The sequence below is a fragment of the Neobacillus niacini genome, from assembly GCF_046591715.1.
Classification (GTDB): Bacteria; Bacillota; Bacilli; order Bacillales; family Cytobacillaceae; genus Neobacillus; species Neobacillus niacini_L.
Window position 1 is genome coordinate 14,443 of record NZ_JAWVNQ010000012.1, and the last position, 22,346, is coordinate 36,788.

Here is a 22,346-nt window from a genome sequence, read left to right on the forward strand (position 1 = left end):
AAAAATAACAACCATTTCATGCTGAAGTCCGCCAACACAGGAAAGATGATGAAGGCAACTACCAAGGGTGTTGTAGGTATCTTCATCATCTTTCCTAGGTTTTAAAACATTTTCCATTAACGTCTGTACGTTAAATATCGCTCATACCAGATATCAATAAAATCTGGTGCAAATGGTCCCTTCCTTTGACGAATCCATTGAATGAGCTTATCGACATTTCTTTTTAGGATTTGGTCAATCACTTCAGGATATTTCATCTCACGACGGTGGCGTTCATACTCGTCTTCATCTAATAAATTAAACGTCATATCAGGGAATACTTTTATATCAAGATCATAATCAATATATTTAACCGCTTCACCATCAAATATAAATGGTGAGCTAAGATTACAATAGTAATAAATACCATCCTCACGAATCATTCCAATAATGTTAAACCAATATTGTGAATGAAAATAACAAATTGCTGGTTCTCTTGTAATCCACGTTCTTCCATCTGACTCCGTTACAATTGTGCGATCATTCCCGCCAATAACCAGATTTTGCGATCCCTTTAAAACGGTCGTTTCTTCCCAGACGCGATGGATGTGCCCATTGTGTTTATAGCTATGTATTTGTATTGGTTCACCTTCGATGGGTACGCCCATGATTCTCCCCTTCTTCCTTCCTAAACGCTTTGCAACCTACTTCCTGCAATTAAACGACAAATGGTAACAAAGTTTATTTACTATTTCTTATTATTATAACGGTTGAGTAAGGAATTTAAAACAAAAGAGCCATTGATTTCAATGACTCTTCCCAAAAAATTTGCATATTTTTCAACTTTTTTTGATTTTCACCTATATTGAAGGCTCTAAATCAGTTTCACGATAGGATTGAATCACTTCCTCCGTTTGTCTTTCAAAGATTTCCTGAATCTCTTTTAACTCTTTTTTCATTTGATTAATATCAAATTGGACACTCTCCAGCTCCGTTTCATTTTGCAGGGTCTGCAGCTGTTCTTCAATTTCCTGGCACCGCTCAAGCTCACCTTGAAGGTATAGTAACTTTTCCATTGTCATCATCTGTTCAGATACTAAACGGTTAAAATGATCCATTACCCACACCGCCTTATAATTTCTTCCTAATATGTATTCTTTAATAAATAGATTAATCCTTTGACTAGTTATGTAGACAAAATAGAACTTTTGTCGATTTAACGAAAAGCGGAAGCACCTTGGCGTTATAGCTAGCCAATCCTCTATTTTTTGGAAACATAAAGAAGGCACTCTTTCGATTAGAGAGTGCCTTCTGCTTACTTATTCTTAGCTTTGACCGAATTGACCAGAGTTTCCTTGGCCTTTATTCGCTTGAGATTGCTGGTTTTGTTTTCTTACTTCAGCAGCATCTGTTTGGCTGGCGAATTCTTGTCCGAATTGCCCAGCTGAACCTTGACCGCTTTGAGATTGTTGATTTTGTCTTCTTACTTCTGCAGCATCTGTTTGGCTAGCGAACTCAGTTCCAAATTGACCAGCTGAACCTTGTCCTTGAGATTGAGCATTTTGTTGTCTAACCTCTTGGATGTTAGTTCCAGCAGAAGTTTTGTTAGGTTGTTGATTGAAGTTTGCCATGTTAATCACCTCCACAAAAATTAAGATACCCCGGAGGTGAAAAGACTATCCAAAAAAATTATAAAAAAATTAAAACCTACACCAATAAAGAAATTCCGCCGTCGACAATAATAGTTTGGCCTCGAATCATACTCGATTCATCAGCCAATAGGAACATAACGCAGTTTACCATGTCCTCTATTTCCACCATTCGTCCTGCTGGAGTTTTCTCTCTTGCTTCCTGAAGGAGCTCTTCTCGGTTTGGAAAATGAGTTAACGCTTCTGTATCGACCGCTCCGCCAGAAACAGCATTTACTACAATATTCTTAGGTGCTAACTCTACTGCTAAATATCTTGTTAAAGCTTCTAAAGCGGCCTTTGAAACTCCTACCACCGTGTAATTTTCTAAATAACGGATAGATCCTAATGAACTTATGCTGACAATCTTGCCGCCGCCATTTTTCTCCATTAACTTCGCTGCTTCCTGTGCACAAAATAACAATGCCTTACTGTTAATATTTAATGTCCAATCCCAGTGATTTTCTTCTAGTTCCATAATTGGACGCTGAACCCCAGAGGCTGCATTATTAACAAAGATATCCAGCCTTCCGAATTCTTCATCTATTTGTTGAAACATAGCCTTAATTTTACTTACATCACCGACATTTGCTTTTACTACTAATACCTTTCTGCCAAGTGCCTCAATTTCTTCAGCTACTTTAAGAGCAGAGCTTTTACTTCTTGCATAGTTGATCACAATGTCATATCCTTCTTGTGCTAGTCTTAAGGCTGTAGCCTTTCCAATACCCCTGCTGCTGCCTGTTATAAGTGCTACTTTTTGTGTCATGTACTCAAATTCCCTTCTAATTATGTTTTGTAATCATTTTAGCCTTTCCATGCATAGATGACAATTGATTACAAAACATAAGGCTAATAAACAGATGAGAAAGGAAGAAGACTATGTATGTAGGACGAGATATGACAGAACTTTCTATGGTCTCTAAAACGGATTGGAAGGACAGCGAGCTTGCCTTCTTTCACCACTCCTTACAGCAAATTGCTCCTTATTTAAATAGCGAAGGCGTAACTATTCATCGTGAAATTATTGAAGAGATCGAAAATCGCGGCGGGATAAAGCGTCAAGAAGCAGATTATACACATGGTACAAAAACAAGTTATGATTAATTAAGAAAGAACGCCTCTGAGGCGTTCTTTTTAGATAGTGTCTTTATACAACTTAAGCATTTTTTGGAAAGAAACAGGGAATGCATAGTCTTCCATCTGTGTTAATGTGATAAATTTCCACTCATTATCTTCTGGGAAGTCCGAACTTATGGAACCTGTATAGACACGGATATTCCAAATTAAATGGGAAAAAACGTGTTCTATTTGACCAATGCTTTTTTCAAGCATAATATTCATATCAAAGGATTCCTTGAAAAGATCAGTAATCTGGCTCTTGCCCATAAGAAAGTGTTGATTAATTTCAACGTTTGGAAACTCCCATAAATTTGCCAAAAGTCCGGTTTCTGGACGCTTATGGATTAATAGCCTTCCATTTTCATCTTTCACGATAATGGCTGCCAGTTCAACATTTTTTTGAGCGTTTTTTTTCGTCTTAATAGGAAGTTCTGACTCTACACCCTCATGAAACCCTTGGCAATGCTCCCGAACTGGGCAAAGTAAACAAGATGGTGATGTTGGGGTGCAGATTAATGCACCAAGTTCCATTAATGCTTGGTTAAAGGCAGAAGGGTCATCATGGGAGATGAGCTGCCTGACAGCCTTTTCAAATACCTTTCTTGTTGAAGGCTTGGCAATATCCTCCCAGATTGACAGGATTCTTGATAGTACCCTCATCACGTTACCATCCACTGCGGGTTCTGGTACTCCATAAGCAATACTTAAGATTGCACCTGCCGTGTATGGACCAACTCCCTTAAGGTTTGAAATTTCTTTTGGGGTATCGGGTACTTGGCCGCCATATTTCTCATTTACTTCCTTTACTGCAGAATGTAAATTTCTTACACGTGAATAATAACCTAGTCCTTCCCAGGCTTTAAGAACTTTTTCATCATTTGCATCAGCAAGGTCTTTTATCGTTGGAAACCATTCGATAAATCGATTAAAATAAGGAATAACCGTATCGACTCTTGTTTGCTGCAGCATGATTTCTGAAACCCATACTTTGTATGGATCTTGGTCTTTTCTCCATGGCAATTCGCGTTGTTCGGCCTTAAACCAGGAGATTAAATCATCTTGAAAATTTTCTATTGAGATTTTTTCTATATTTTTCAACTCGTTTACCATTACTAAAATGCCTCCAGGTTAGTTAAACAAAAAGAATTAAGGGAATATAATAATAAGCATTTTTTAACGATAAGCCATATTGATGTTTTTGACAACACTTTATTAAAGGAGGAATTTTCCTTTTGGATACTGGAACTCATGTTGTAATGGGAATTGCTCTCGGAGGTCTTGCGACTCTTGACCCAGTTGTAGCTGGCAGCTCTGTAACAGCAACAAGCGTATTAATTGCGACAATTGCCGGTTCACAAATACCTGATATTGATACCGTATTAAAATTAAGAAATAATGCCATTTATATCCGTAATCATCGAGGGGTCACTCACTCTATTCCAGCTGTATTTTTATGGCCTCTTATCCTTATAGCAGTGATTTATCCCTTTTTTCCTAATGCCAATCTTCTTCACCTTTGGGGTTGGACGTTTGCTGCTGTTTTTATTCACGTGTTTGTGGACATCTTCAATGCTTATGGTACACAAGCGCTTAGACCTTTCACATCCAAATGGGTTGCACTTGGAGTCATTAATACCTTTGATCCTATTATCTTTGGAATTCATATAGTAGCCATTATTATATGGGTTTTTGGAGCAGATCCCGGGTATACATTTTTAACGATGTTTATTGTCTTAATCGGATATTACCTCCTGAGATTTTATGCTCAAGGAAAGGTTAAATCAGAGGTTAAGAAATTAATACCAGACGCCACAGATATTATTTTATCTCCAACTATGAAATTCCATCTTTGGAGAGTTGCAGTAATAAATGAAAATGAGTTCTTTGTTGGCAGCGCAGTGGGCACAAACATTGAAATTCTAGATCGTTTTAAGCGGGTACCCGTACCCAAAACACCAGTACTTGAAGCTGCTAAAGAAGATAAAAATCTTTCAGCTTTTCTATCCTTTTCTCCTGTGTATCGGTGGGAATTAGATGAGTATGATGATCATTATGAAGTGCGATTCATTGATTTAAGGTATCGAAGCAATGGACATTATCCATTTGTTGCTGTCGTACAGTTGGATCTCGAGTTAAATCCAATTAGTTCCTATACCGGCTGGGTGTTCAGCGAACAGAAGTTACGAAAAAAACTGAGTATTATCCCAAGTTAAATAAAAAGCTACAGCCCTAGGCGCTGTAGCTAGACAAATATAAAAGGCGGGCGACTCTACAAGTCGCTCGCCTTTTTCTTAATTTAGTTTAGTCTTATCTTGAATCAGGAAATCCCTATATTTTGGATTTTTGGCAACAAAATCATGTAATCTCCCGCCATAGTTATCAATCCATTGTTTTACAATTCTTTCGGTCATTTCACTGCCAAGGTAGTCTCTTCCTGCTTTTGCAGCAGTGGTTTCGAAGTCCTCCCACATTAATTCAACCCAGGTTCGTGCTTGATTGTAGGAAAGCATCTCGTTTTTTTCTAACAAAAGCTTTGCTAATCTTTCATGGTAATCGTTCATACCTTCACCTCATTGCCAATTTCTTATAACATAACCTAAAGCTAAAATTCGAATACTATTATCACGTGGTAAGCACTGGTGTGACAACACTTTGCTTTTCACGGTTTCTCATTCCCTTTGATGGAGGTACCTACATGGTGAGAAATAAAGAAAGAAATTTCCCTAATCAGAACAATAACAAGCTAGAGGGAGAGCCAAGAGCAAAAGCAGAATATGCTTCAAAAAGAGCCGATGGCACGATTAATACCCATCCACAGGAGCGCATGCGGGCTTCTGGTGAGCGCGAGAATGATACACCTGAGTATTTTTAAATCAGGATGAATTCCTGCCGCTAAAACAGTAAACAAACCAGAGACCTGTCTCTGGTTTGTTTATTATTTTAACCATTTTAACATCGAAATTGGAAGAGCTTCCTCTTTACCATCACCCTTTAAACGGTATCCCCATGCAAATACACCATTCATATAGTCAATTTTAAAATATTCACCCGGGTCACCCTCAAGTTCATATATTTCACCCGGTTTAAAAGCAGAAGGATCTAATAAATAGGCCCTAGCCATTGCTGCCTTTCTTTCTAGGACAGCATATTCACTGACCATTCCCATTTGTTCTGCTTTTCTCCCCTTTTCTAGTAACTGGGCAATTTCTTGCTTCAATTCATGCTCTGTCATCGTACTATATCGTTTCTCCTGCTGCACGTTGTTCACTCCCATTTTCGTTTTTCCTCTTATTTTAGTATAGTTATTTTCAGGCAAATAATAAAGGCTGAAGGAGGATTTTAATGAAAACCATCATTATAACTGGAGCCGGTTCGGGATTAGGTAAGGAATTAGCATTAATCTTATCAGCGAAGGGTTATCACATTTTGTTAGCTGGTAGAACTGCAGAAAAACTTTCGGCCGTGAAATCAGTAATTGAAGAAGCTGGCGGTGCCGCAGATTTTCTTGAACTTAATGTTAGCGATGAAAAGTCTGTCTTCAGTAAAATGACAGAAGTATGCAGTACCTACAGAGTCAGCGGCCTAGTTAACAATGCCGGAGTTGGACATTTCGGACCTTTTGTAAACATTAGTGAGAATGAAATAATGGACATGCTTAACACAAATGTCCTCGGAACGATTCTAATGACGAGGGCTGTCTTGCCAATTCTGCAGGATCAAAAAGAGGGTCTCTTGATGAATATTATCTCTACTGCAGGATTGAGAGGAAAAGTGAATGAAGCGGTGTATGCTGCCAGCAAATTTGCAGTCCGTGGATTTACAGAAAGTCTCCAGAAAGAATATGAGAATACTCCGGTTAAAATTAAAGCTGTATATATGGGGGGAATGGATACTCCTTTTTGGGTAGGAAGCAGTCATGTAAGTGATGCCTCCCGCTTCCGAACACCTAAAGAAGTAGCACAGCTAATCATTGAGCATATCAATCAGGATGAGATTATTATTGAAAGTAAAAAATCATGACGAATACCCGTCATGATTTTCAATTTCTTCTAAGTACTTTTCGATTAATTCCATTGAAAATCCTTTGCGGAAAAGGGCCTGCTTCATTTTAAGGCTGTAATCCAAGCCACTGTACTTACTATACTTACGATGTACTTTTTCGCCTTGGTATCTAATGGCATCTAGTTCCTCATCTTGTTCCTTATCCGTATCTGCCTCATTTAGTGCAAGTTGAATTATATCGTAGGGATAGCCCCTCCTTACTAGTAGTTGCTCGGCCTTTTGTTTAACAATTCGTCCCGATTCCCTGGTACTCTTTTTAAATAATTTCTCGGTAATTTTTATAGCTTTTTCAATCTGTTCGTCATTTGAATACTGTGCCAAAGACTGTTTAATAATTGACTCACTGATACCTCTTTCCTTTAACTCCATACGAACTAAGTCTGGACCTTTGTCTGTCGTATTGATTTGAGTCCTAACATAGGAAAAAGCATATTCCTCATCATTTATATATCTTTGGGCAGCCAATTTATGCAGAACTTCATTGATTGCAGGCTCTTCAACTTCCTTTTTTACAAGATAATCTCTTATCTCTTTTTCAGACCTCATTCTTCTTGCCAAATAATTAACCGCTAGATTATAGGCCTTACGGATGTCATCTTGGTACTGTATTTCTATTATAGAAAGATCATCAATCTCCAGCCCTTTTCTTAAATGAAAGCGAATAAGTACGTCGCTATCAACGCTAAAGGCATATTCCTCACCTTTTCCATAGTCCATAAAAATATTAAAGCGATCCTTATTTTTTTGCTGAGTGGTGATTTTCGTAATAATTGCCACATTGTTCACCTCACACCTACTTTACCATATTTTTTAAAACTTTGAGTATCATTCCTTCCTTAAAAGGTAAAAATGGAGAATGTGCTTAATTTTTTCCATAGCTTTATAACGATTAACAATAATGTTGAAAGGAATGAGTAAAATGGGTGGAAAAAAGAAAAAAGATATGGGCAAAGGGAAATACAGTTTAACTAGTACACAAGAAGTTTTATATCAGCGTGATTTTAAAATGGCTGACCGAGCAGGCGGCTTTAACGACAGTAAGACCAAACTTTAATATTTTTCCATTAATGGACCCCTTTCTAATTGTGAATGCTAGTAAAGGGAACTTTTCTAGGTTCCTTATTGCTAAAATTGAAAGGGGTTTTTGTAATGGGTCGTGCGCAGGGACATAAAACTCGTGATAAGAACAAAGCTTCACTTCCTCAGGTTCCAAAAAACATGAAATCTGATGGAAATGATGTGGAGTATTCCGCAGAATTTGCTGACCATGCCGATCTCGAGGCAATGGCACGAGCAAATGCAGCCAACCAGCGCGTTACAAATAAACGCAGAAAATAAACCCTTTTAAAAATTGCAGAAAAAAGAGAAGCAGGTCATCCTGCTTCTCTAATAAAATCACGTTAAAGCGGCAGTAAGGACAAGGTTTCCTTACTCTTGATTTGTTCAATCATATCAAGCCATTCCTGCGGCTTATTTGAGAGAATGGAGTAATAGTCGGTTAGAAAATCAGCCACAAGGGATGCAGAAATTGAATCTATTTTCTCGTCTAACGGCATAAAGCAAAAGTCGAGTCCTTTAACTCCCTCACCATTATTCTCCCAAGATGGATGTACATAATCCAAATCAATACGCTTATAACCCAAATGGGAAAGAACCTCACGACGCACATATGGATCCATTACCTTCACACCGCCAAACTCGTGACCAACACGATAAGGATCATATATTTCAGCAAACATGCCAAACAGCTCTTTATCATTTTCAGCTGCAAGCTGCTTCAAATCCTTCAAACGATTCTGTGCTAAGAACCTGCCTAAGCCAAGACCTGGCCTGCTAATAATCGTGAAATCGGTCATTGCAATATTCCAATTCGGGTAGTAACGGTACTCCGTTGCCCCCACTGCTTCCTCACCATTAACAGCGACAAATACACGAATGCCCGGGTCTTCTAGCGGTTCTTTCCATAATTCATACTCTAATACTTCCTCTGGCGGAAAAATTTCTTTCATTAAGTCATGAAGTTTTTTAAAGTTTGGGTCTGTAATGCTAGTAATGCGTTTATATTCCATAAGTTAAATCTCTCCCTGCTTTTTTATAAATGGATTTTTCCATTCCATTAATGCTGCAAAATCACATGATTCTTCATCTTCGAGGTAATTTTCAACGATCCCAATTGGCACTCTTCCGCACCGAAGCAAAAATGATATAACAGGGTCTTTTAAATCCCCTTTAAGGACTTTGTTTAAATACTGCTGTGGTGTCATAGTATCAGCTGCTTTATGATACCCAGGCATTCTGCCGCCGCCAAGTAAACGAACTAGTTTCTTTTCAACGACAACATGATACATGGCCTGCATCATCAGTTTTCCTAAACCAAGCTTTCGGTATCTTGGGCGTACAGAAATGTCCACAATATAAAGGGTATTACCACTTGAATCATGGTTCTTAATATACCCATGGTCTGTTATTTCTTCCCATGAATGTTCCATATGGCTGGGATCAAAATCGACACAAAGACCAGTAAGGGAACCTGCCAATGTACCATTCACTTCAATACAAATTGCCCCCTCAGGAAAAAGCTTCACATGATTAGATAATTGCTCTTTATTCCACCATAGTTCTGGTGGAAACGGTGGCGGGAAGCATTCAGATTGAATTTGAATGAGCTGCTCAAAATCTTCCTGCGTATAATTGCGAATAACCACTGGAACGGGCTTTTCTTGGTCAAAAACAAAGAATTCACTATAATACAAAGCTTCTCCACCTTTCGATTTTTATTTTTCCCAATCCGGATATAAATCTGTTCTGCGGTCACGCCATGTCGTTACCGATCCTCTTTCTCTGACTTCATATAATAAATCTAAATCAAGATCAGCTGTAACCACCATATCGTTGTTCAATTCCCCCTCCACCAGAATACCTTTTGGCGGGAACGGAATGTCATTTGGTGTTATGATTACTGCCTGGCCGAAATTCGCACGCATGAAATCGACGGTTGGCAGGGCACCAACTGTTCCGGTTAATACAACATAAACCTGGTTTTCAACTGCTCGTGCATGGCTGGTGTAGCGTACACGATGGAAGCCGTGACGGTCGTCGGTACATGAAGGACAGAATATTACATCAGCGCCTTTAGCTTTCGCCATTCGGACAATTTCAGGGAACTCAATGTCATAGCAGGTAAGGAGCGCAATCTTCCCCTTATCTGTTTCAAAAATTTGAAAGCTGTCGCCTTTTTCCATATTCCATTCGTTCACTTCTGTAGGAGTAATATGGAGCTTGGCCTGCTCTCCAATTCTTCCATCTGGATAAAATAAATGTGCAGTGTTATAAAGCTTACCGCCCTTTTCAATCACATGTGTACCGGCGATAATATGCATGTTAGTTTGTTTCGCAAAGTTCTGAAATAATTCTTTGTATTGCTCCGTAAAGCCAGGCAGGTCATTGATTGTCAGGCTCTGCCCTTTGCCATTTCCAATCGATAGAAGCTGTGTGGTGAAGAACTCAGGAAAAAGGACGAACTCGGCACCAAATTCCTCAGCAGTTTTTATATAATGCTCGCATTGTGCGGCAAATTCCTCGAAAGATTGAATACTATGCAGGTGATACTGGACAACGGATACACGAAGTTTCATTGTCTTCCTCCTCATAAAAAAAATCATATGAGGAAATTATCTAATATTTTCGATAGTAATACAAATAAAAAGCAGCTTCGCATTAAAAGTGACCAGTTTCCTTCTTTTCGTTATTCTCGGGCTCTCATCCACACTTTGAGTGACCGCTCTTTTCTCTTTTAGCTCTTCTCGGGCTCTCATCAATCCTATGAGTGACGGATCTTCTCTCTTTTAGCTCTTCTCGGGCTCTCATCAACCCTATGAGTGACCGCTCTCATCTCTTTTAGATCTTCTCGGGCTCTCATCCACACTTTGAGTGACCACTCTTCTCTCTTTTTGCTCTTCTCGGGCTCTCATCAATCCTATGAGTGACCGCTCTTCTCTCTTTTGCTCTTCTCGGGCTCTCATCCACCCTATGAGTGACCGCTCACATCTCTTTTAGCTCTTCTCAGGCTCTCAGCAACCCTATGAGTGACCGCTCTTCTCTCTTTTAGCTCTTCTCAGGCTCTCATCAACCCTATGAGTGACCGCTCTCATCTCATTTAGCTCTTCCCGGGCTCTCATCCAATTAGGATTAGAGATTAAACGACGAAAGCCACCCTAAGGTGGCTTTCGATTATTTGCCTAGTTTACTTTCAGCAAGCTTAATTTGTTGTTCAACTTGTTCAGGTGATGTGCCGCCAAAGCTATTTCGAACAGCAACAACGTGCTCCGGTGATAAAACTTCATAAATATCTTCTTCAAATAATGAACTAAACTCTTGGTATTCTTCAAAGCTTAAATCTAGCAGGAACTTTTGCTGCTGAATCGAATATAAAACAATCTTCCCGATAACTTCATGTGCTTCTCTAAATGGCAGACCTTTTCTAACCAAATAGTCAGCAATATCAGTCGCGTTTGAAAAGTCATTATTAATCGCTTTTCGCATAATATCTTTGTTTACTGTCATACTTTCAATCATTGGTGCTAACAGCATAAGGGAACCTTCCAGTGTTTCCACTGTGTCAAACATTCCTTCTTTATCCTCTTGTAAATCCTTATTGTATGCAAGAGGCAGCCCTTTAAGGACAGTCAGCAAGCCAATCAAATTACCATACGTACGACCAGTCTTTCCTCTTAATAACTCGGGAACATCTGGGTTCTTCTTTTGCGGCATGATGCTGGATCCAGTGCAAAAAGAATCATCAAGCTCAACAAATTGAAATTCTTGGCTTGACCAAATCACAAGCTCCTCAGATAATCTTGAAATATGAGTCATGATAATAGATCCAATCGAGAGGAATTCTAAAATAAAATCCCTGTCACTAACTGCATCCATGCTGTTTGGATAGATGGTCTCAAAGCCAAGCAATTCTGCCACACGTTCACGTTTGATAGGAAAAGTTGTTCCTGCTAATGCGCCTGCACCAAGTGGCAGCCAATTAACACGCTTTAAGCTGTCAATCAATCTCTCCTTATCTCTTTCAAACATCCAAAAATAAGCCATTAAATGATGGGCAAATGAGACCGGCTGTGCACGCTGGAGATGAGTGTAACCCGGGATTAATGTGTGAATATTCTCTTTTGCCTGCACAAGCAGTGCTCCTTGAACATCTTCAAGCAATTTGATTAGTTCCGTTGTCTTTGTTCGCAAATAAAGGTGCATATCCGTTGCAACCTGATCATTACGGCTGCGCCCAGTATGAAGCTTACCTCCGACAGGACCGATTTTTTCAATCAATAATTTCTCAATATTCATATGAATATCTTCATCTTCAACCAAAAACTCAACTTCGTTTTGATCAACCATTGTTTTGATTTCAAGAAGACCTTCTTTAATTTTATCCGCATCTTCAAGCGGAATAATCCCACATTCACCTAACATTTGAACATGTGCTAAGCTGCCGGCAATATCCTCTTTAGCAAGCTTTTGATCAAATGAAATCGAAGCTGTAAACTCTTCGACAAGTTTGTTTGTTTCTTTTGTAAATCTCCCGCCCCATAATTTGGACATCAATAGCTCCTCCTCAACCTTAAAGAAGGCTGCCCTCGAAATGGTTTCCGAGGGCACCTAATTATTTCATTATCTTTTCTTTATTATTTACTTCTGAGTAAACCTTTGTCGGCAGTCCCCAGATTTTGATGAATCCTACAGCAGCATTATGATCAAAAGCATCACCTTTTGAATAAGTTGCCAACTCTTCATTATAAAGGCTGTATGGTGACTTACGGCCAACTACAGTATGGGTGCCTTTAAGCAGCTTCACGCGAATTGTGCCAGAAACCACCTTTTGCGTTTCATCAATAAATGCATCAAGCGCTGCTTTTAAAGGTGAATACCAAAGTCCTTCATAAATAATTTTAGCCATTTGTTGTTCAACCTGTGTCTTGAACTGAGTTACTTCACGCGGCAATGTTAAAAATTCTAATTCCTTATGAGCGTTAATTAATATTAAAGCTGCCGGATTTTCATATACTTCTCTAGATTTGATACCTACTAAACGATTTTCAATATGGTCAATTCGGCCGACACCATGCTTGCCGCCAAGCTCGTTCAAAGTTTCAATTAATTTCACTAGTGGGAGCTTTTCGCCATTAAGCGCAACAGGAACACCTTGCTCAAATTCAATTTCAAGATATTCCGCTTGATCTGGTGTTAACTCAATTGGAGCCGTCCAGTCAAATGCTGCCTCGGGAGCCTCTGCCCAAGGATCTTCCAGAACACCAGCCTCACAAGCACGTCCCCAGATATTCGCATCAATCGAGAATGGATTGTCTAAATCTACTGGAATTGGAATACCATTTTCTTCAGCATACTTAATTTCTTCATCACGCGTCATTCCCCACTCACGAACAGGCGCAACCACCTTAAGGCTTGGATTTAACGCTTGAATGGAGACTTCAAAGCGAACCTGGTCATTTCCTTTCCCTGTACATCCATGAGCAACAGCTGCTGCTCCTTCTTTCTCTGCTACTTCTACTAATAATTTTGAAATTAATGGACGTGAAAGCGCAGATGATAACGGGTATTTTCCTTCATATAAACAATTCGCCTTTAAAGCCGGCAAAATATATTCTTTTGCTAATAATTCTTTCGCATCAATCATATAAGCTTTTACAGCCCCTACATTCAATGCCTTTTGTTTAATTGCCTCTAGATCTTTGCCCTCGCCAACATCAAGACCTAATGCAATGACATCATAGCCGTATTTCTCTTGAATCCATTTCACGGAAACCGAAGTATCTAATCCACCTGAATATGCTAAAACGATTTTTTCCTTTGCCATTTGTATTCTCCTCGTATCTATATGAATTAATATTCAATCAATAGAATTATTATACATAATACTCAAAATAAAATCTACTATTCTAGTAAAAGTTTTAAAATTGCTTTTTGAGCATGAAGTCTATTCTCTGCTTCATCGAACACTACTGAATGCGGACCATCAATGATTTCGGCAGTTACCTCTTCCCCGCGGTGAGCTGGCAGGCAATGTAAGAAAATATAATCTTGTTTAGCATGCTGGCATAATTCAGTGTTTACTTGATAGTCAGCTAGATCCTTCAATCTCTTTTCGGTTTCAGCTTCTTGCCCCATACTGGTCCAAACATCTGTGACAACAATATCCGCCTCTTTAATGGCATCTACTGGATTATGTGTGATGGTAATTTTGCTTCCTGTTAATTTTCCAGTTTCAATCGCCTTTTCTGTAATCTTTCCATCTGGCAAATAACCAGGAGGGCTGGCAATGCTTATGTGCATTCCAACTTTTGCTGCACCTTCCATTAAGGAATGAGCCATGTTGTTGTTTCCATCACCTAAGTAGCACATTTTTAAACCAGCCAGTTTTCCTTTGTGCTCTTCGATCGTTAATAAGTCCGCCATTACTTGAGTCGGATGATGCAAATCAGTTAAGCCATTTATAACCGGAACAGTTGCATGCTCAGCAAGCTCTTTTACGGTTTCGTGTGAAAATGTTCGAATCATCATACAATCAATATATCTGGATAAAACCTTTGCGGTATCTGAGATACTTTCTCCTCTGCCAATCTGGATATCCCTTGAACTTAAGAATAATGCATGCCCCCCTAATTGGAGCATCCCTACCTCAAAGGAAACTCTAGTACGAGTAGAAGATTTTTCAAATATCATCCCTAGAACCTTTCCGCTCAAATAAGGATGTGGTTTTCCTTGTTTTTGAAGGCTTTTCAGTTCCTTAGCTTCCTCTAAAAGATAAAGTATCTCATCAGTATGAAAATCGGACAAGGATAAAAAATCCTTGCCTTTAAATTGTGGCTGCTGCGGCACACCCTTTGTATTCCATTTAATCACATTTGACATGCTCTACACCGCTCTCTTTTATATTGTAATATTCCGTTACTGTTCGTACCTCTGATTGGGTAATGGATTGAGCCTTGAGGCTGACCATTGCTTCAACCGTATCAAGATGTGTAAATACCGGCACATTGTAGCGGGTCGCTTGTTCACGAATGTAAAAACCAAACTTCATTTTATTTCTTCCTTGATTTGGTATATTAATGACTGCTTGGATTGTATTGTTTTTGAAAAGATCATTCACATCTTCGTTATCTTTCATTACCTTTTCAATGTTTAAGCCTTGTTCCTGCAGGAATCGAGCTGTTCCTTCTGTCGCAATTAACTTGCAGCCCTCATTCACAAATTGCTGCAAAATAGGAAGGCTTGCTGTTTTTTCACGATCGGATATTGAACAGAATAAATAGTTCTCTGTTTCACCGCCAGCCGCTGGGAATGCCTTTTCAAGTGCTTCATGGAAAGTCGCCCCTAACCCCAGCACTTCACCTGTTGATTTCATTTCCGGCCCAAGTACGTGGTCGACTCCCTTTAATTTGCTTCTTGAAAAAATTGGTGCCTTAACTGAATAGTAATTAGGCTCTGTTAATAAACCCGTTTCATTTGATAGAGCATCCAACGAAATTCCTAATTGAGCCATTACAGCCCACTCAATCATTGGGACGCCTGTCACCTTGCTCATAATTGGTACTGTACGTGACGAACGTGGATTTACCTCCAGCACTAACACTTGATTTTTATAAACCACAAATTGAATATTCATAATCCCGACAATCGGGGCCGATTTAGCAATTTTTTCTGCATAATCAATTAACGTTTCTTTTATCTCCTGTGCTAATGAGATAGGCGGGAAAACACTTATACTATCTCCAGAATGGACGCCGGCTCTTTCGATATGTTCAAAGATTCCTGGAACAATTACATTCTTTGCGTCACTAATAACATCAACTTCACATTCTAAACCAGGAATATATCGATCTACTAATAATGGCCACATTTTTTCCTGAGCAGAGTTTTCCTCAAGCTGCTTGATATAATAGATTAATTCTTCTTCTGAGAAGATCGTAAACATCGATTGTCCGCCGATGACGTACGACGGTCTTACTAATACTGGATAACCCAATTTTGCTGCAGCGCTCAGCAATTCCTCTTTATGTGAAACGGTCTCTCCTACAATGTGAGGGATGTTTAGACTTTCAAGCAGCTGATAAAATTCTTTACGATCTTCAAACCGATCGACATTTTCTACTGTTGTGCCTAAAATCCTTACACCCTCTTCTTTAAGGTCATGAGCCAAATTAATAGCCGTTTGCCCGCCGAACTGAATTAACACACCTTCAACTTTCTCTTTTTCAATAACGAATAGAACATCTTCAGCCGTTAATGGTTCAAAATAAAGTCGGTCAGCTACAGAGTAATCGGTACTGACTGTTTCAGGGTTATTGTTAATAACGACTGCCTCATAGCCCATCTTCTTAATCGCTTTTGCAGCATGGACAGAGCAATAATCGAATTCAATTCCTTGGCCAATTCGTATCGGGCCAGAACCAAGAACAAGAATTTTCTTACTGTTTGTTTCCTCCACCTCATCTGCTCCAAGCCATGTGGAGTAATAGTAAGGGGTAACCGCATCAAATTCTGCTGAACACGTATCAACCATCTTGTATCCCGGTTTCCAATTTAGTTCTTTCCATCTACTTCTTACTTGCTTTTCATCTATGCTGTATATTTGCGAAAGTAACTTATCGGAGATGTTATGACGTTTCGCTATTTTTAATAAAGAAAGTGGTACATCATTCCAAGAATAAGAAGCTAATTCCACTTCTAATTCTACGATTGAACTGATTTTGTTTAAAAACCACGAATCAATCTCCGTAATCTGCTTTATTTCCTCTAGGGAAATACCCCTTCTGAATGCTTCTGCTAACATAAATAATCTTTGGTCATTAGGTCTTTCAAGTTTTTCAAATAAGACCTCAGAATCTACCATTTTATTTGATTCGAGGCAAAGCCCGAATAGATTTAACTCCATTGAACGAATTGCTTTATTTAGTGCACCTTCAAAGGTACGATCAATAGCCATTACTTCTCCGGTCGCTTTCATTTGTGTTCCTAAAGTACGGTCAGCCTCCGGAAATTTATCAAATGGGAAACGTGGAAGTTTCACAACGATATAATCAATTGCTGGTTCAAAAGAAGCGAAGGTGTTACCTGTTATTGGGTTCACAATCTCATCTAAATGATAACCAACTGCACATTTCGCTGCTGTACGGGCAATTGGATAACCTGTTGCCTTTGAAGCTAATGCAGAAGAACGGCTTACCCTTGGATTTACCTCGATGATGCAGTACTGATTAGATACTGGGTTAAGAGCAAATTGAATATTACAGCCGCCGATAATCTCTAATTCTCTAATTACTTTTAAAGAAGAATCACGCAGCATTTGGTATTGAACATCGGTTAAGGTTTGGGACGGGGCGACAACGATGGAATCACCTGTATGAACACCTACGGGATCCATATTTTCCATATTACAAACGATGATACATGTATCATTTGCATCCCTTATCACTTCATATTCAATTTCCTTCCAGCCTTTAATACTTCTTTCAACTAGAACTTGATGAATCGGGCTGGCTGCTAAACCCTTTTTTAGAACGTTCTCTAGCTCCTCCGCATTATGGGCAAAGCCGCCGCCGTGTCCGCCTAATGTATAGGCCGGCCTGATGATAACAGGGAAACCTATTTCATTAACAAACGATACTCCTTCTTCGTACGTATGAATAATCGCAGATTCTGGAATTGGTTCATCAATTTTTATCATTAAACTGCGGAATCGATCACGGTCCTCGCCATTTTTTATCGATTCTACTGAGGTTCCTAACAGCGCTACATTGTATTTATCAAGAATACCTTTTTCAAAGAGTTCAACTGTTAGGTTCAAACCCGTTTGACCGCCTAATGTTCCAATAACACCATCAGGCTTTTCTTTTTGAATAATTCTTTCAATGGTTTCTACATCTAATGGTTCGATATATACTTTATCGGCAACTGTTTCATCCGTCATAATCGTTGCAGGATTATTATTGATTAAAACCACCTGTATCCCCTCTTCTTTGAGTGCGATACAGGCTTGTGTTCCAGCATAATCAAATTCTGCTGCCTGGCCGATGACGATCGGACCTGAGCCAATTACTAATACTTTTTTTAGATTTTTATTTAATGGCATAACGCTTATCTCCCACGGAATTTATCTGATAAACAAAATCTTCTAGAATGTATTGGGTGTCACTTGGTCCTGGATGTGCTTCCGGGTGAAATTGAACGGTTTGAATCGGAAAGCGTCGGTGCTTTAACCCTTCAATCGATTTATCATTAACGTTACGGTATGTGACTTGAAATACCTGTGCATCAATACTTTCATCAACCACAACATAGCCATGATTTTGAGCAGTAATTTTAACCTTACCTGTTGCTAGTTCCTTTACTGGATGATTGCCGCCTCGATGGCCGTAGGCAAGTTTTTCCGTTTTTGCACCAAAGGCAAGGGCAATTAACTGATGACCTAAACAGATACCTAGAGTTGGAAAGTGCTGTGTAATTTTTTTTATTTCCGGAAACCATTGTTTCAGTGCCATTGGATCTCCAGGTCCGTTACTTAGTAACACTCCATCTGGCTTTAAGGCTTTGATTTTATCAAAAGAGGTATTAAAAGGGACGATGGTAACGGAACAATTTTCATCAAGCAGCGCATTCAAGATCGACTTTTTATATCCATAATCAATAAGGACAACATGAGGTCCTTCATTTTTGAAATATTGCATTTTTTTCGTTGAAACGTTCTCCACCCAAAATGGTATGGTTTTGACTTCTGTAAAAGTTTCCTGCTTAGATTTACTTAAATATCCTTTTACCGTCCCGCGGCTTCGAATCGTTTTGACTAATAGCCTTGTATCTACACCTGCAATGCCGGGAACGCCAGCCTGCATTAATTTTTCTGAAAATTTATTAATTGATTGATAATGGCTTGGTGTTTCACATAAATCTCCAATAACCACCCCTGCTAAGGAAGGTGAGATGCATTCATCGTCCATTGCATTAATTCCATAGTTACCAATTATCGGATAACAGAAAGTGATTAACTGACCTGCATAGGAAGGATCTGTAATGATTTCCTGATAGCCAGTCATACTTGTATTAAAAACTACTTCACCGATTGAGTCTTTGTTCGCACCTATTAGTATTCCTTCAAAAACTTCTCCTGTTTCCAAAGTAAGATATCCCTGTTCCAAAACACTCACTCGCCTTTCTCTATACTTTGGAATGTTTTTTCCAACGCTTCTATAAATTCGTTCACTTCTTCTTTAGATGCCGTTAATGGCGGAAGCAGTCTAACAACATTTGGTCCAGCTGTTAGAATCAACAGTTTATTTTCAATTGCCTTTTGAACAATTTGAGGAGCCTTACTTCCGGCAACGATCCCTTTTAGGAGACCTTTTCCTCTAATACCTTCTATAAAAGTGTACTTTTCTTTAAATACAGATAACACTTCATCAAAGTACAGTGAAATTTCATTAACATGCTCCAATAGATTACTCTCAATGATGTGAGACACAGTCGCCACTCCAGCAGCTGTTGCTAATGGATTGCCGCCAAAGGTACTTCCGTGGGTACCAGGTTCGAACGCTTTTGCAGCCTTCTCTTTTGCAATAATAGCTCCAATTGGGAAACCTGAACCAAGCCCTTTTGCTACACTGATGACATCCGGTTCTATACCGTATTGTTCATAAGCAAACAGTGTGCCGGTCCGGCCAAATCCAGTTTGAATTTCGTCGACCATCAAAAGGATGTCTTTCTCTTCACAGATCTCAGCAATTTTCTTTACCCAGTCGTGATTGGCTGGAATGACTCCACCTTCACCCTGGACAAGCTCCAGTAAAATCGCTGCTGGCTGAAGCGTTTTTAACTGATCAAGTGCAGCAATATCATTAAACGGCAGATAACTAAAACCTTTCACTAGCGGAGCAAATCCCTGTTGGATTTTTTCCTGTCCTGTTGCAGATAATGTTGCTAATGTTCTGCCATGAAAGGATTGCTGAAAGGTAATGACTCCGAAAGAACCTGTTCCTTTCACCTTCTGTGCATATCTTCTTGCCAGCTTTATGGCAGCCTCATTCGCTTCCGCTCCACTGTTGCAAAAGAAAACTTGGTCTCCACAGCTATTGGCTGTAAGAAGAGCAGCCAGCTCCTCTTGGTTGGGAATGTTATATAGATTTGAGCAGTGCCACAGATCTTGAAGCTGATTCTCAATTTTTTCTTTTACCACATCAGGCACATGGCCCAAGTTACAAGTGGCAATTCCCGATGTAAAATCTAAGTATTTTTTTCCTTGATCATCCCATACATAGCTTCCCTTCCCCTTTACCAATGTAATAGGAAAGCGGCTATACGTAGCCATTACTGGCGAATTTGGGGAGACGGAAGTTTTAATGGTCATTAGGCTATCTCCTCTTCTAAAACAATTTTTGTTCCAATATTTTTACCGTTCACATATTCTACCAAGCTATTTTTCTCAAAACCATCAATAATACCCACCATCGGTATTTTATGAACTAATCCATCAATCGCAGCTTTTACCTTCGGAATCATCCCGCCATAAATGGTATTGTCGTCAATCAATTCCTCCACTTTTTCTTTTGTAACCTTATCTAATTTGAACTTTTCACCATTTTGCTCAACTAGAATTCCTGGTATGTCAGAGATAAAGCAAAGATTTGCTCCCAGCGCCTTCGCTACTGCACTGGCTGCAACATCGCCATTTATATTGTATCTCTGCCCATTTTCATCAATCCCGATGGGTGAAACGACAGGAATATGACCTTGCTCGACAATACTGACTATTGCTTCTGTATTCACTTCAACGACTTCGCCTACAAACCCTAAGCTTTCATCTGGTGTTGGAATGGCTTTTAACAAACGTCCATCCACTCCGCTGACACCAAATGAACTGCCGCCTGCCTCAATGATGTTCCGTACTACCTGTTTATTTACCGTTCCACTAAGAACCATTTCTACGATATCCAATACCTCGTGATTGGTTACTCTTAAACCATTTACAAAGGTGGTTTCTACGTTTAAGCTTTTCAATAACTTGTTAATAAGCGGACCGCCGCCGTGGACGATGATCGGTATACATTCACCTTTTTGATGAAGGGATATGACATCTTCATAAAAGGACTTTGGCAGATTTTCTAACACACTTCCGCCACACTTAATGACTATAAAGTTCATCTTTATCCCTCCATTACGTGCGGTAGGATGCGTTGATTTTTACATAATCGTAGGTTAAATCGCAGCCCCATGCCGTTGCACTTTCATTACCTTGGTTTAGTTCAACGATAATTTTTACGGTTTCCATTTCTAAGTACTCTTTTACTTCTTCTTCAACAATCGGACTAGGTAAACCATTTTCGAATACTTTGTATGGACCAATCGCTACTTTCAATGCATTAGGTTCCACCGGTATTCCAGAATATCCAATCGCGGTAACAATTCTTCCCCAGTTAGGATCAGTACCATAAATAGCTGTTTTTACAAGATTAGATGAGATAATCGATTTTCCTACAGCTCTAGCTGCTTCGTGGCTATATGCGCCGTTTACTTGAACTTCAACAAGCTTAGTGGCTCCTTCACCGTCTCTTGCAATCTTTTTAGCAAGCTCTTCACTTACCAGCTTTAAACCTGATTTGAATAACTCCCAGTCCGGATGGTCTTTTGTCAGCACATCATTTCCTGCTAACCCGTTTGCCAAGACCAGCACCATATCATTTGTACTTGTATCTCCATCGACTGTAATCATGTTGAAGGTTTGATTCGTTATATCTTTTAACGCTGCATGTAAATCCTCATGAGCAATATTGGCGTCGGTTGTGATAAAACCAAGCATGGTTGCCATATTTGGGTGAATCATACCTGATCCCTTGGCCGCGCCGCCTATTGAAATTGTTTTTCCATCAATTTTTATTTGAACAGCAATCTGCTTCATGCAAGTATCTGTGGTTAAGATTGCATTTTTAAAATTTTCTTCAGTTGCATATTTAGACTGCAGGATCTGATTAATACCCGTTTTTACTTTTTCCATCGGTAAAAGTTCACCAATTACCCCAGTGGATGTAACAGCAACAAGGTGCTTTTCAATGCCAAGCTCACTTGCAAACCCTTTTTGCATTTCATACGCATCTAACATACCCTGTTCCCCTGTGCAGGCATTTGCATTTCCAGAATTGACGATGATAGCTTGAATCTTATTTTCTTTTGCGATACTCTCTTGAGTCACCAAAAGGGGAGCTGCTTGAAAAATATTTGTTGTATACACGCCAGCAACTGTTGCTGGAACTTCCGATACAATATAACCAAGATCAAGGCGTTTTCTTTTAATCCCGCAATGCATGCCTCCAGCCGTGAACCCCTGCGGCAAAGTGACACTTCCTTCTTCTAAAACAACAATCTCTTTATTTGATATGGCTGGCATCAATTTAATTTCCCCCTTATTCTAGGTAACTCGTAAAC

Annotated in this window: 25 protein-coding genes; 6 read left to right on the forward strand and 19 right to left on the reverse strand. The window is 39.4% G+C overall.

Going from position 1 to position 22,346, the window contains the following annotated elements; all coding sequences use genetic code 11:
* Nucleotides 1-116 precede the first annotated feature (116 nt).
* The 4 genes from ntdP to fabL all read right to left on the reverse strand — a co-directional run bounded on the left by ntdP (nt 117) and on the right by fabL (nt 2,436).
* A complete protein-coding gene (ntdP, locus tag SFC47_RS21055) occupies nt 117-647 on the reverse strand; it encodes a nucleoside tri-diphosphate phosphatase (protein ID WP_063254541.1) in 531 nt (176 codons plus the stop codon).
* Between the two features lie 192 nt (nt 648-839).
* Complete coding sequence (locus tag SFC47_RS21060) at nt 840-1,097, reverse strand: YgaB family protein (RefSeq protein WP_411256472.1); 258 nt, start codon at nt 1,095-1,097, stop codon at nt 840-842.
* A gap of 207 nt (nt 1,098-1,304) precedes the next feature.
* Complete coding sequence (locus tag SFC47_RS21065; protein ID WP_411256566.1) at nt 1,305-1,610, reverse strand: gamma-type small acid-soluble spore protein; 306 nt, start codon at nt 1,608-1,610, stop codon at nt 1,305-1,307.
* Between the two features lie 76 nt (nt 1,611-1,686).
* Nucleotides 1,687-2,436 (reverse strand): enoyl-[acyl-carrier-protein] reductase FabL, encoded by a 750-nt coding sequence (fabL, locus tag SFC47_RS21070; protein ID WP_411256473.1) that lies wholly within the window; start codon nt 2,434-2,436, stop codon nt 1,687-1,689.
* Between the two features lie 113 nt (nt 2,437-2,549).
* Here fabL and SFC47_RS21075 point away from each other — a divergent pair, with 113 nt between their 5' ends.
* Nucleotides 2,550-2,774, forward strand: a complete 225-nt coding sequence (locus tag SFC47_RS21075) for a hypothetical protein (protein WP_411256474.1) — start codon at nt 2,550-2,552, stop codon at nt 2,772-2,774.
* 30 nt (nt 2,775-2,804) lie between these two features.
* Here the strand turns inward: SFC47_RS21075 and mutY are convergent, their stop codons facing one another.
* Nucleotides 2,805-3,899 carry an A/G-specific adenine glycosylase gene (gene mutY, locus SFC47_RS21080; RefSeq protein WP_411256475.1) on the reverse strand — a complete coding sequence of 365 codons (1,095 nt, stop codon included), beginning with the start codon at nt 3,897-3,899 and terminating at the stop codon, nt 2,805-2,807.
* A gap of 122 nt (nt 3,900-4,021) precedes the next feature.
* Here mutY and SFC47_RS21085 point away from each other — a divergent pair, with 122 nt between their 5' ends.
* Nucleotides 4,022-5,002 carry a metal-dependent hydrolase gene (locus SFC47_RS21085; RefSeq protein ID WP_411256476.1) on the forward strand — a complete coding sequence of 327 codons (981 nt, stop codon included), beginning with the start codon at nt 4,022-4,024 and terminating at the stop codon, nt 5,000-5,002.
* Between the two features lie 78 nt (nt 5,003-5,080).
* On the opposite strand, the gene SFC47_RS21090 is transcribed toward SFC47_RS21085, so the two are convergent.
* Nucleotides 5,081-5,350 carry a YfhJ family protein gene (locus SFC47_RS21090; protein ID WP_411256477.1) on the reverse strand — a complete coding sequence of 90 codons (270 nt, stop codon included), beginning with the start codon at nt 5,348-5,350 and terminating at the stop codon, nt 5,081-5,083.
* 137 nt (nt 5,351-5,487) lie between these two features.
* On the opposite strand from SFC47_RS21090, the gene SFC47_RS21095 reads away from it, so the two are divergent.
* A complete protein-coding gene (locus tag SFC47_RS21095) occupies nt 5,488-5,661 on the forward strand; it encodes a small, acid-soluble spore protein K (RefSeq protein ID WP_411256567.1) in 174 nt (57 codons plus the stop codon).
* 63 nt (nt 5,662-5,724) lie between these two features.
* Here SFC47_RS21095 and SFC47_RS21100 read toward each other — a convergent pair whose 3' ends face one another.
* Nucleotides 5,725-6,063: a YfhH family protein gene (locus SFC47_RS21100; RefSeq protein WP_411256478.1), complete on the reverse strand. Its 339-nt coding sequence runs from the start codon at nt 6,061-6,063 to the stop codon at nt 5,725-5,727.
* A 68-nt stretch (nt 6,064-6,131) separates the two neighbouring features.
* Here SFC47_RS21100 and SFC47_RS21105 point away from each other — a divergent pair, with 68 nt between their 5' ends.
* Nucleotides 6,132-6,809, forward strand: coding sequence for an SDR family NAD(P)-dependent oxidoreductase (locus SFC47_RS21105; protein ID WP_411256480.1), 678 nt, complete (start codon nt 6,132-6,134; stop codon nt 6,807-6,809).
* Here SFC47_RS21105 and recX read toward each other — a convergent pair.
* A complete protein-coding gene (recX, locus tag SFC47_RS21110) occupies nt 6,804-7,628 on the reverse strand; it encodes a recombination regulator RecX (protein WP_411256481.1) in 825 nt (274 codons plus the stop codon). The genes SFC47_RS21105 and recX overlap by 6 nt on opposite strands.
* 142 nt (nt 7,629-7,770) lie before the next feature.
* Between recX and SFC47_RS21115 the strand changes: the two genes are divergently transcribed.
* Both SFC47_RS21115 and SFC47_RS21120 read left to right on the forward strand, forming a co-directional pair.
* Nucleotides 7,771-7,905: a YfhE family protein gene (locus tag SFC47_RS21115; protein ID WP_411256568.1), complete on the forward strand. Its 135-nt coding sequence runs from the start codon at nt 7,771-7,773 to the stop codon at nt 7,903-7,905.
* A 95-nt stretch (nt 7,906-8,000) separates the two neighbouring features.
* The gene (locus SFC47_RS21120; protein WP_251637770.1) at nt 8,001-8,189 is read left to right on the forward strand and encodes a YfhD family protein; all 189 of its coding nucleotides are present in this window, start codon (nt 8,001-8,003) and stop codon (nt 8,187-8,189) included.
* Between the two features lie 62 nt (nt 8,190-8,251).
* On the opposite strand, the gene SFC47_RS21125 is transcribed toward SFC47_RS21120, so the two are convergent.
* From SFC47_RS21125 to argJ, 11 genes are all read right to left on the reverse strand, one after another.
* A complete protein-coding gene (locus SFC47_RS21125; protein ID WP_411256482.1) occupies nt 8,252-8,920 on the reverse strand; it encodes a GNAT family N-acetyltransferase in 669 nt (222 codons plus the stop codon).
* Nucleotides 8,921-8,923: 3 nt separating this feature from the next.
* Nucleotides 8,924-9,604 (reverse strand): GNAT family N-acetyltransferase, encoded by a 681-nt coding sequence (locus tag SFC47_RS21130; protein ID WP_411256483.1) that lies wholly within the window; start codon nt 9,602-9,604, stop codon nt 8,924-8,926.
* A 21-nt stretch (nt 9,605-9,625) separates the two neighbouring features.
* Nucleotides 9,626-10,486 carry a carbon-nitrogen hydrolase family protein gene (locus tag SFC47_RS21135; RefSeq protein WP_411256484.1) on the reverse strand — a complete coding sequence of 287 codons (861 nt, stop codon included), beginning with the start codon at nt 10,484-10,486 and terminating at the stop codon, nt 9,626-9,628.
* Between the two features lie 595 nt (nt 10,487-11,081).
* Nucleotides 11,082-12,458 carry an argininosuccinate lyase gene (gene argH, locus SFC47_RS21140; RefSeq protein WP_411256486.1) on the reverse strand — a complete coding sequence of 459 codons (1,377 nt, stop codon included), beginning with the start codon at nt 12,456-12,458 and terminating at the stop codon, nt 11,082-11,084.
* Nucleotides 12,459-12,519: 61 nt separating this feature from the next.
* Complete coding sequence (locus tag SFC47_RS21145; protein WP_411256488.1) at nt 12,520-13,731, reverse strand: argininosuccinate synthase; 1,212 nt, start codon at nt 13,729-13,731, stop codon at nt 12,520-12,522.
* A gap of 77 nt (nt 13,732-13,808) precedes the next feature.
* Complete coding sequence (argF, locus tag SFC47_RS21150; protein ID WP_411256490.1) at nt 13,809-14,786, reverse strand: ornithine carbamoyltransferase; 978 nt, start codon at nt 14,784-14,786, stop codon at nt 13,809-13,811.
* Nucleotides 14,770-18,006, reverse strand: coding sequence for a carbamoyl-phosphate synthase (glutamine-hydrolyzing) large subunit (gene carB / locus SFC47_RS21155; RefSeq protein ID WP_411256492.1), 3,237 nt, complete (start codon nt 18,004-18,006; stop codon nt 14,770-14,772). The genes argF and carB overlap by 17 nt, the downstream gene beginning before the upstream one ends.
* Entirely contained in the window at nt 17,993-19,069 is a 1,077-nt protein-coding gene (locus tag SFC47_RS21160; RefSeq protein WP_411256569.1) for a carbamoyl phosphate synthase small subunit, read from the reverse strand. The genes carB and SFC47_RS21160 overlap by 14 nt, the downstream gene beginning before the upstream one ends.
* Before the next feature lie 5 nt (nt 19,070-19,074).
* A complete protein-coding gene (argD, locus tag SFC47_RS21165) occupies nt 19,075-20,274 on the reverse strand; it encodes an acetylornithine transaminase (RefSeq protein ID WP_411256494.1) in 1,200 nt (399 codons plus the stop codon).
* Nucleotides 20,274-21,068, reverse strand: coding sequence for an acetylglutamate kinase (gene argB, locus SFC47_RS21170; protein ID WP_411256495.1), 795 nt, complete (start codon nt 21,066-21,068; stop codon nt 20,274-20,276). Before argB ends, argD begins: the two co-directional genes overlap by 1 nt.
* A 13-nt stretch (nt 21,069-21,081) precedes the next feature.
* Nucleotides 21,082-22,308, reverse strand: a complete 1,227-nt coding sequence (gene argJ, locus SFC47_RS21175) for a bifunctional ornithine acetyltransferase/N-acetylglutamate synthase (protein WP_411256496.1) — start codon at nt 22,306-22,308, stop codon at nt 21,082-21,084.
* Between the last annotated feature and the right edge of the window lie 38 nt (nt 22,309-22,346).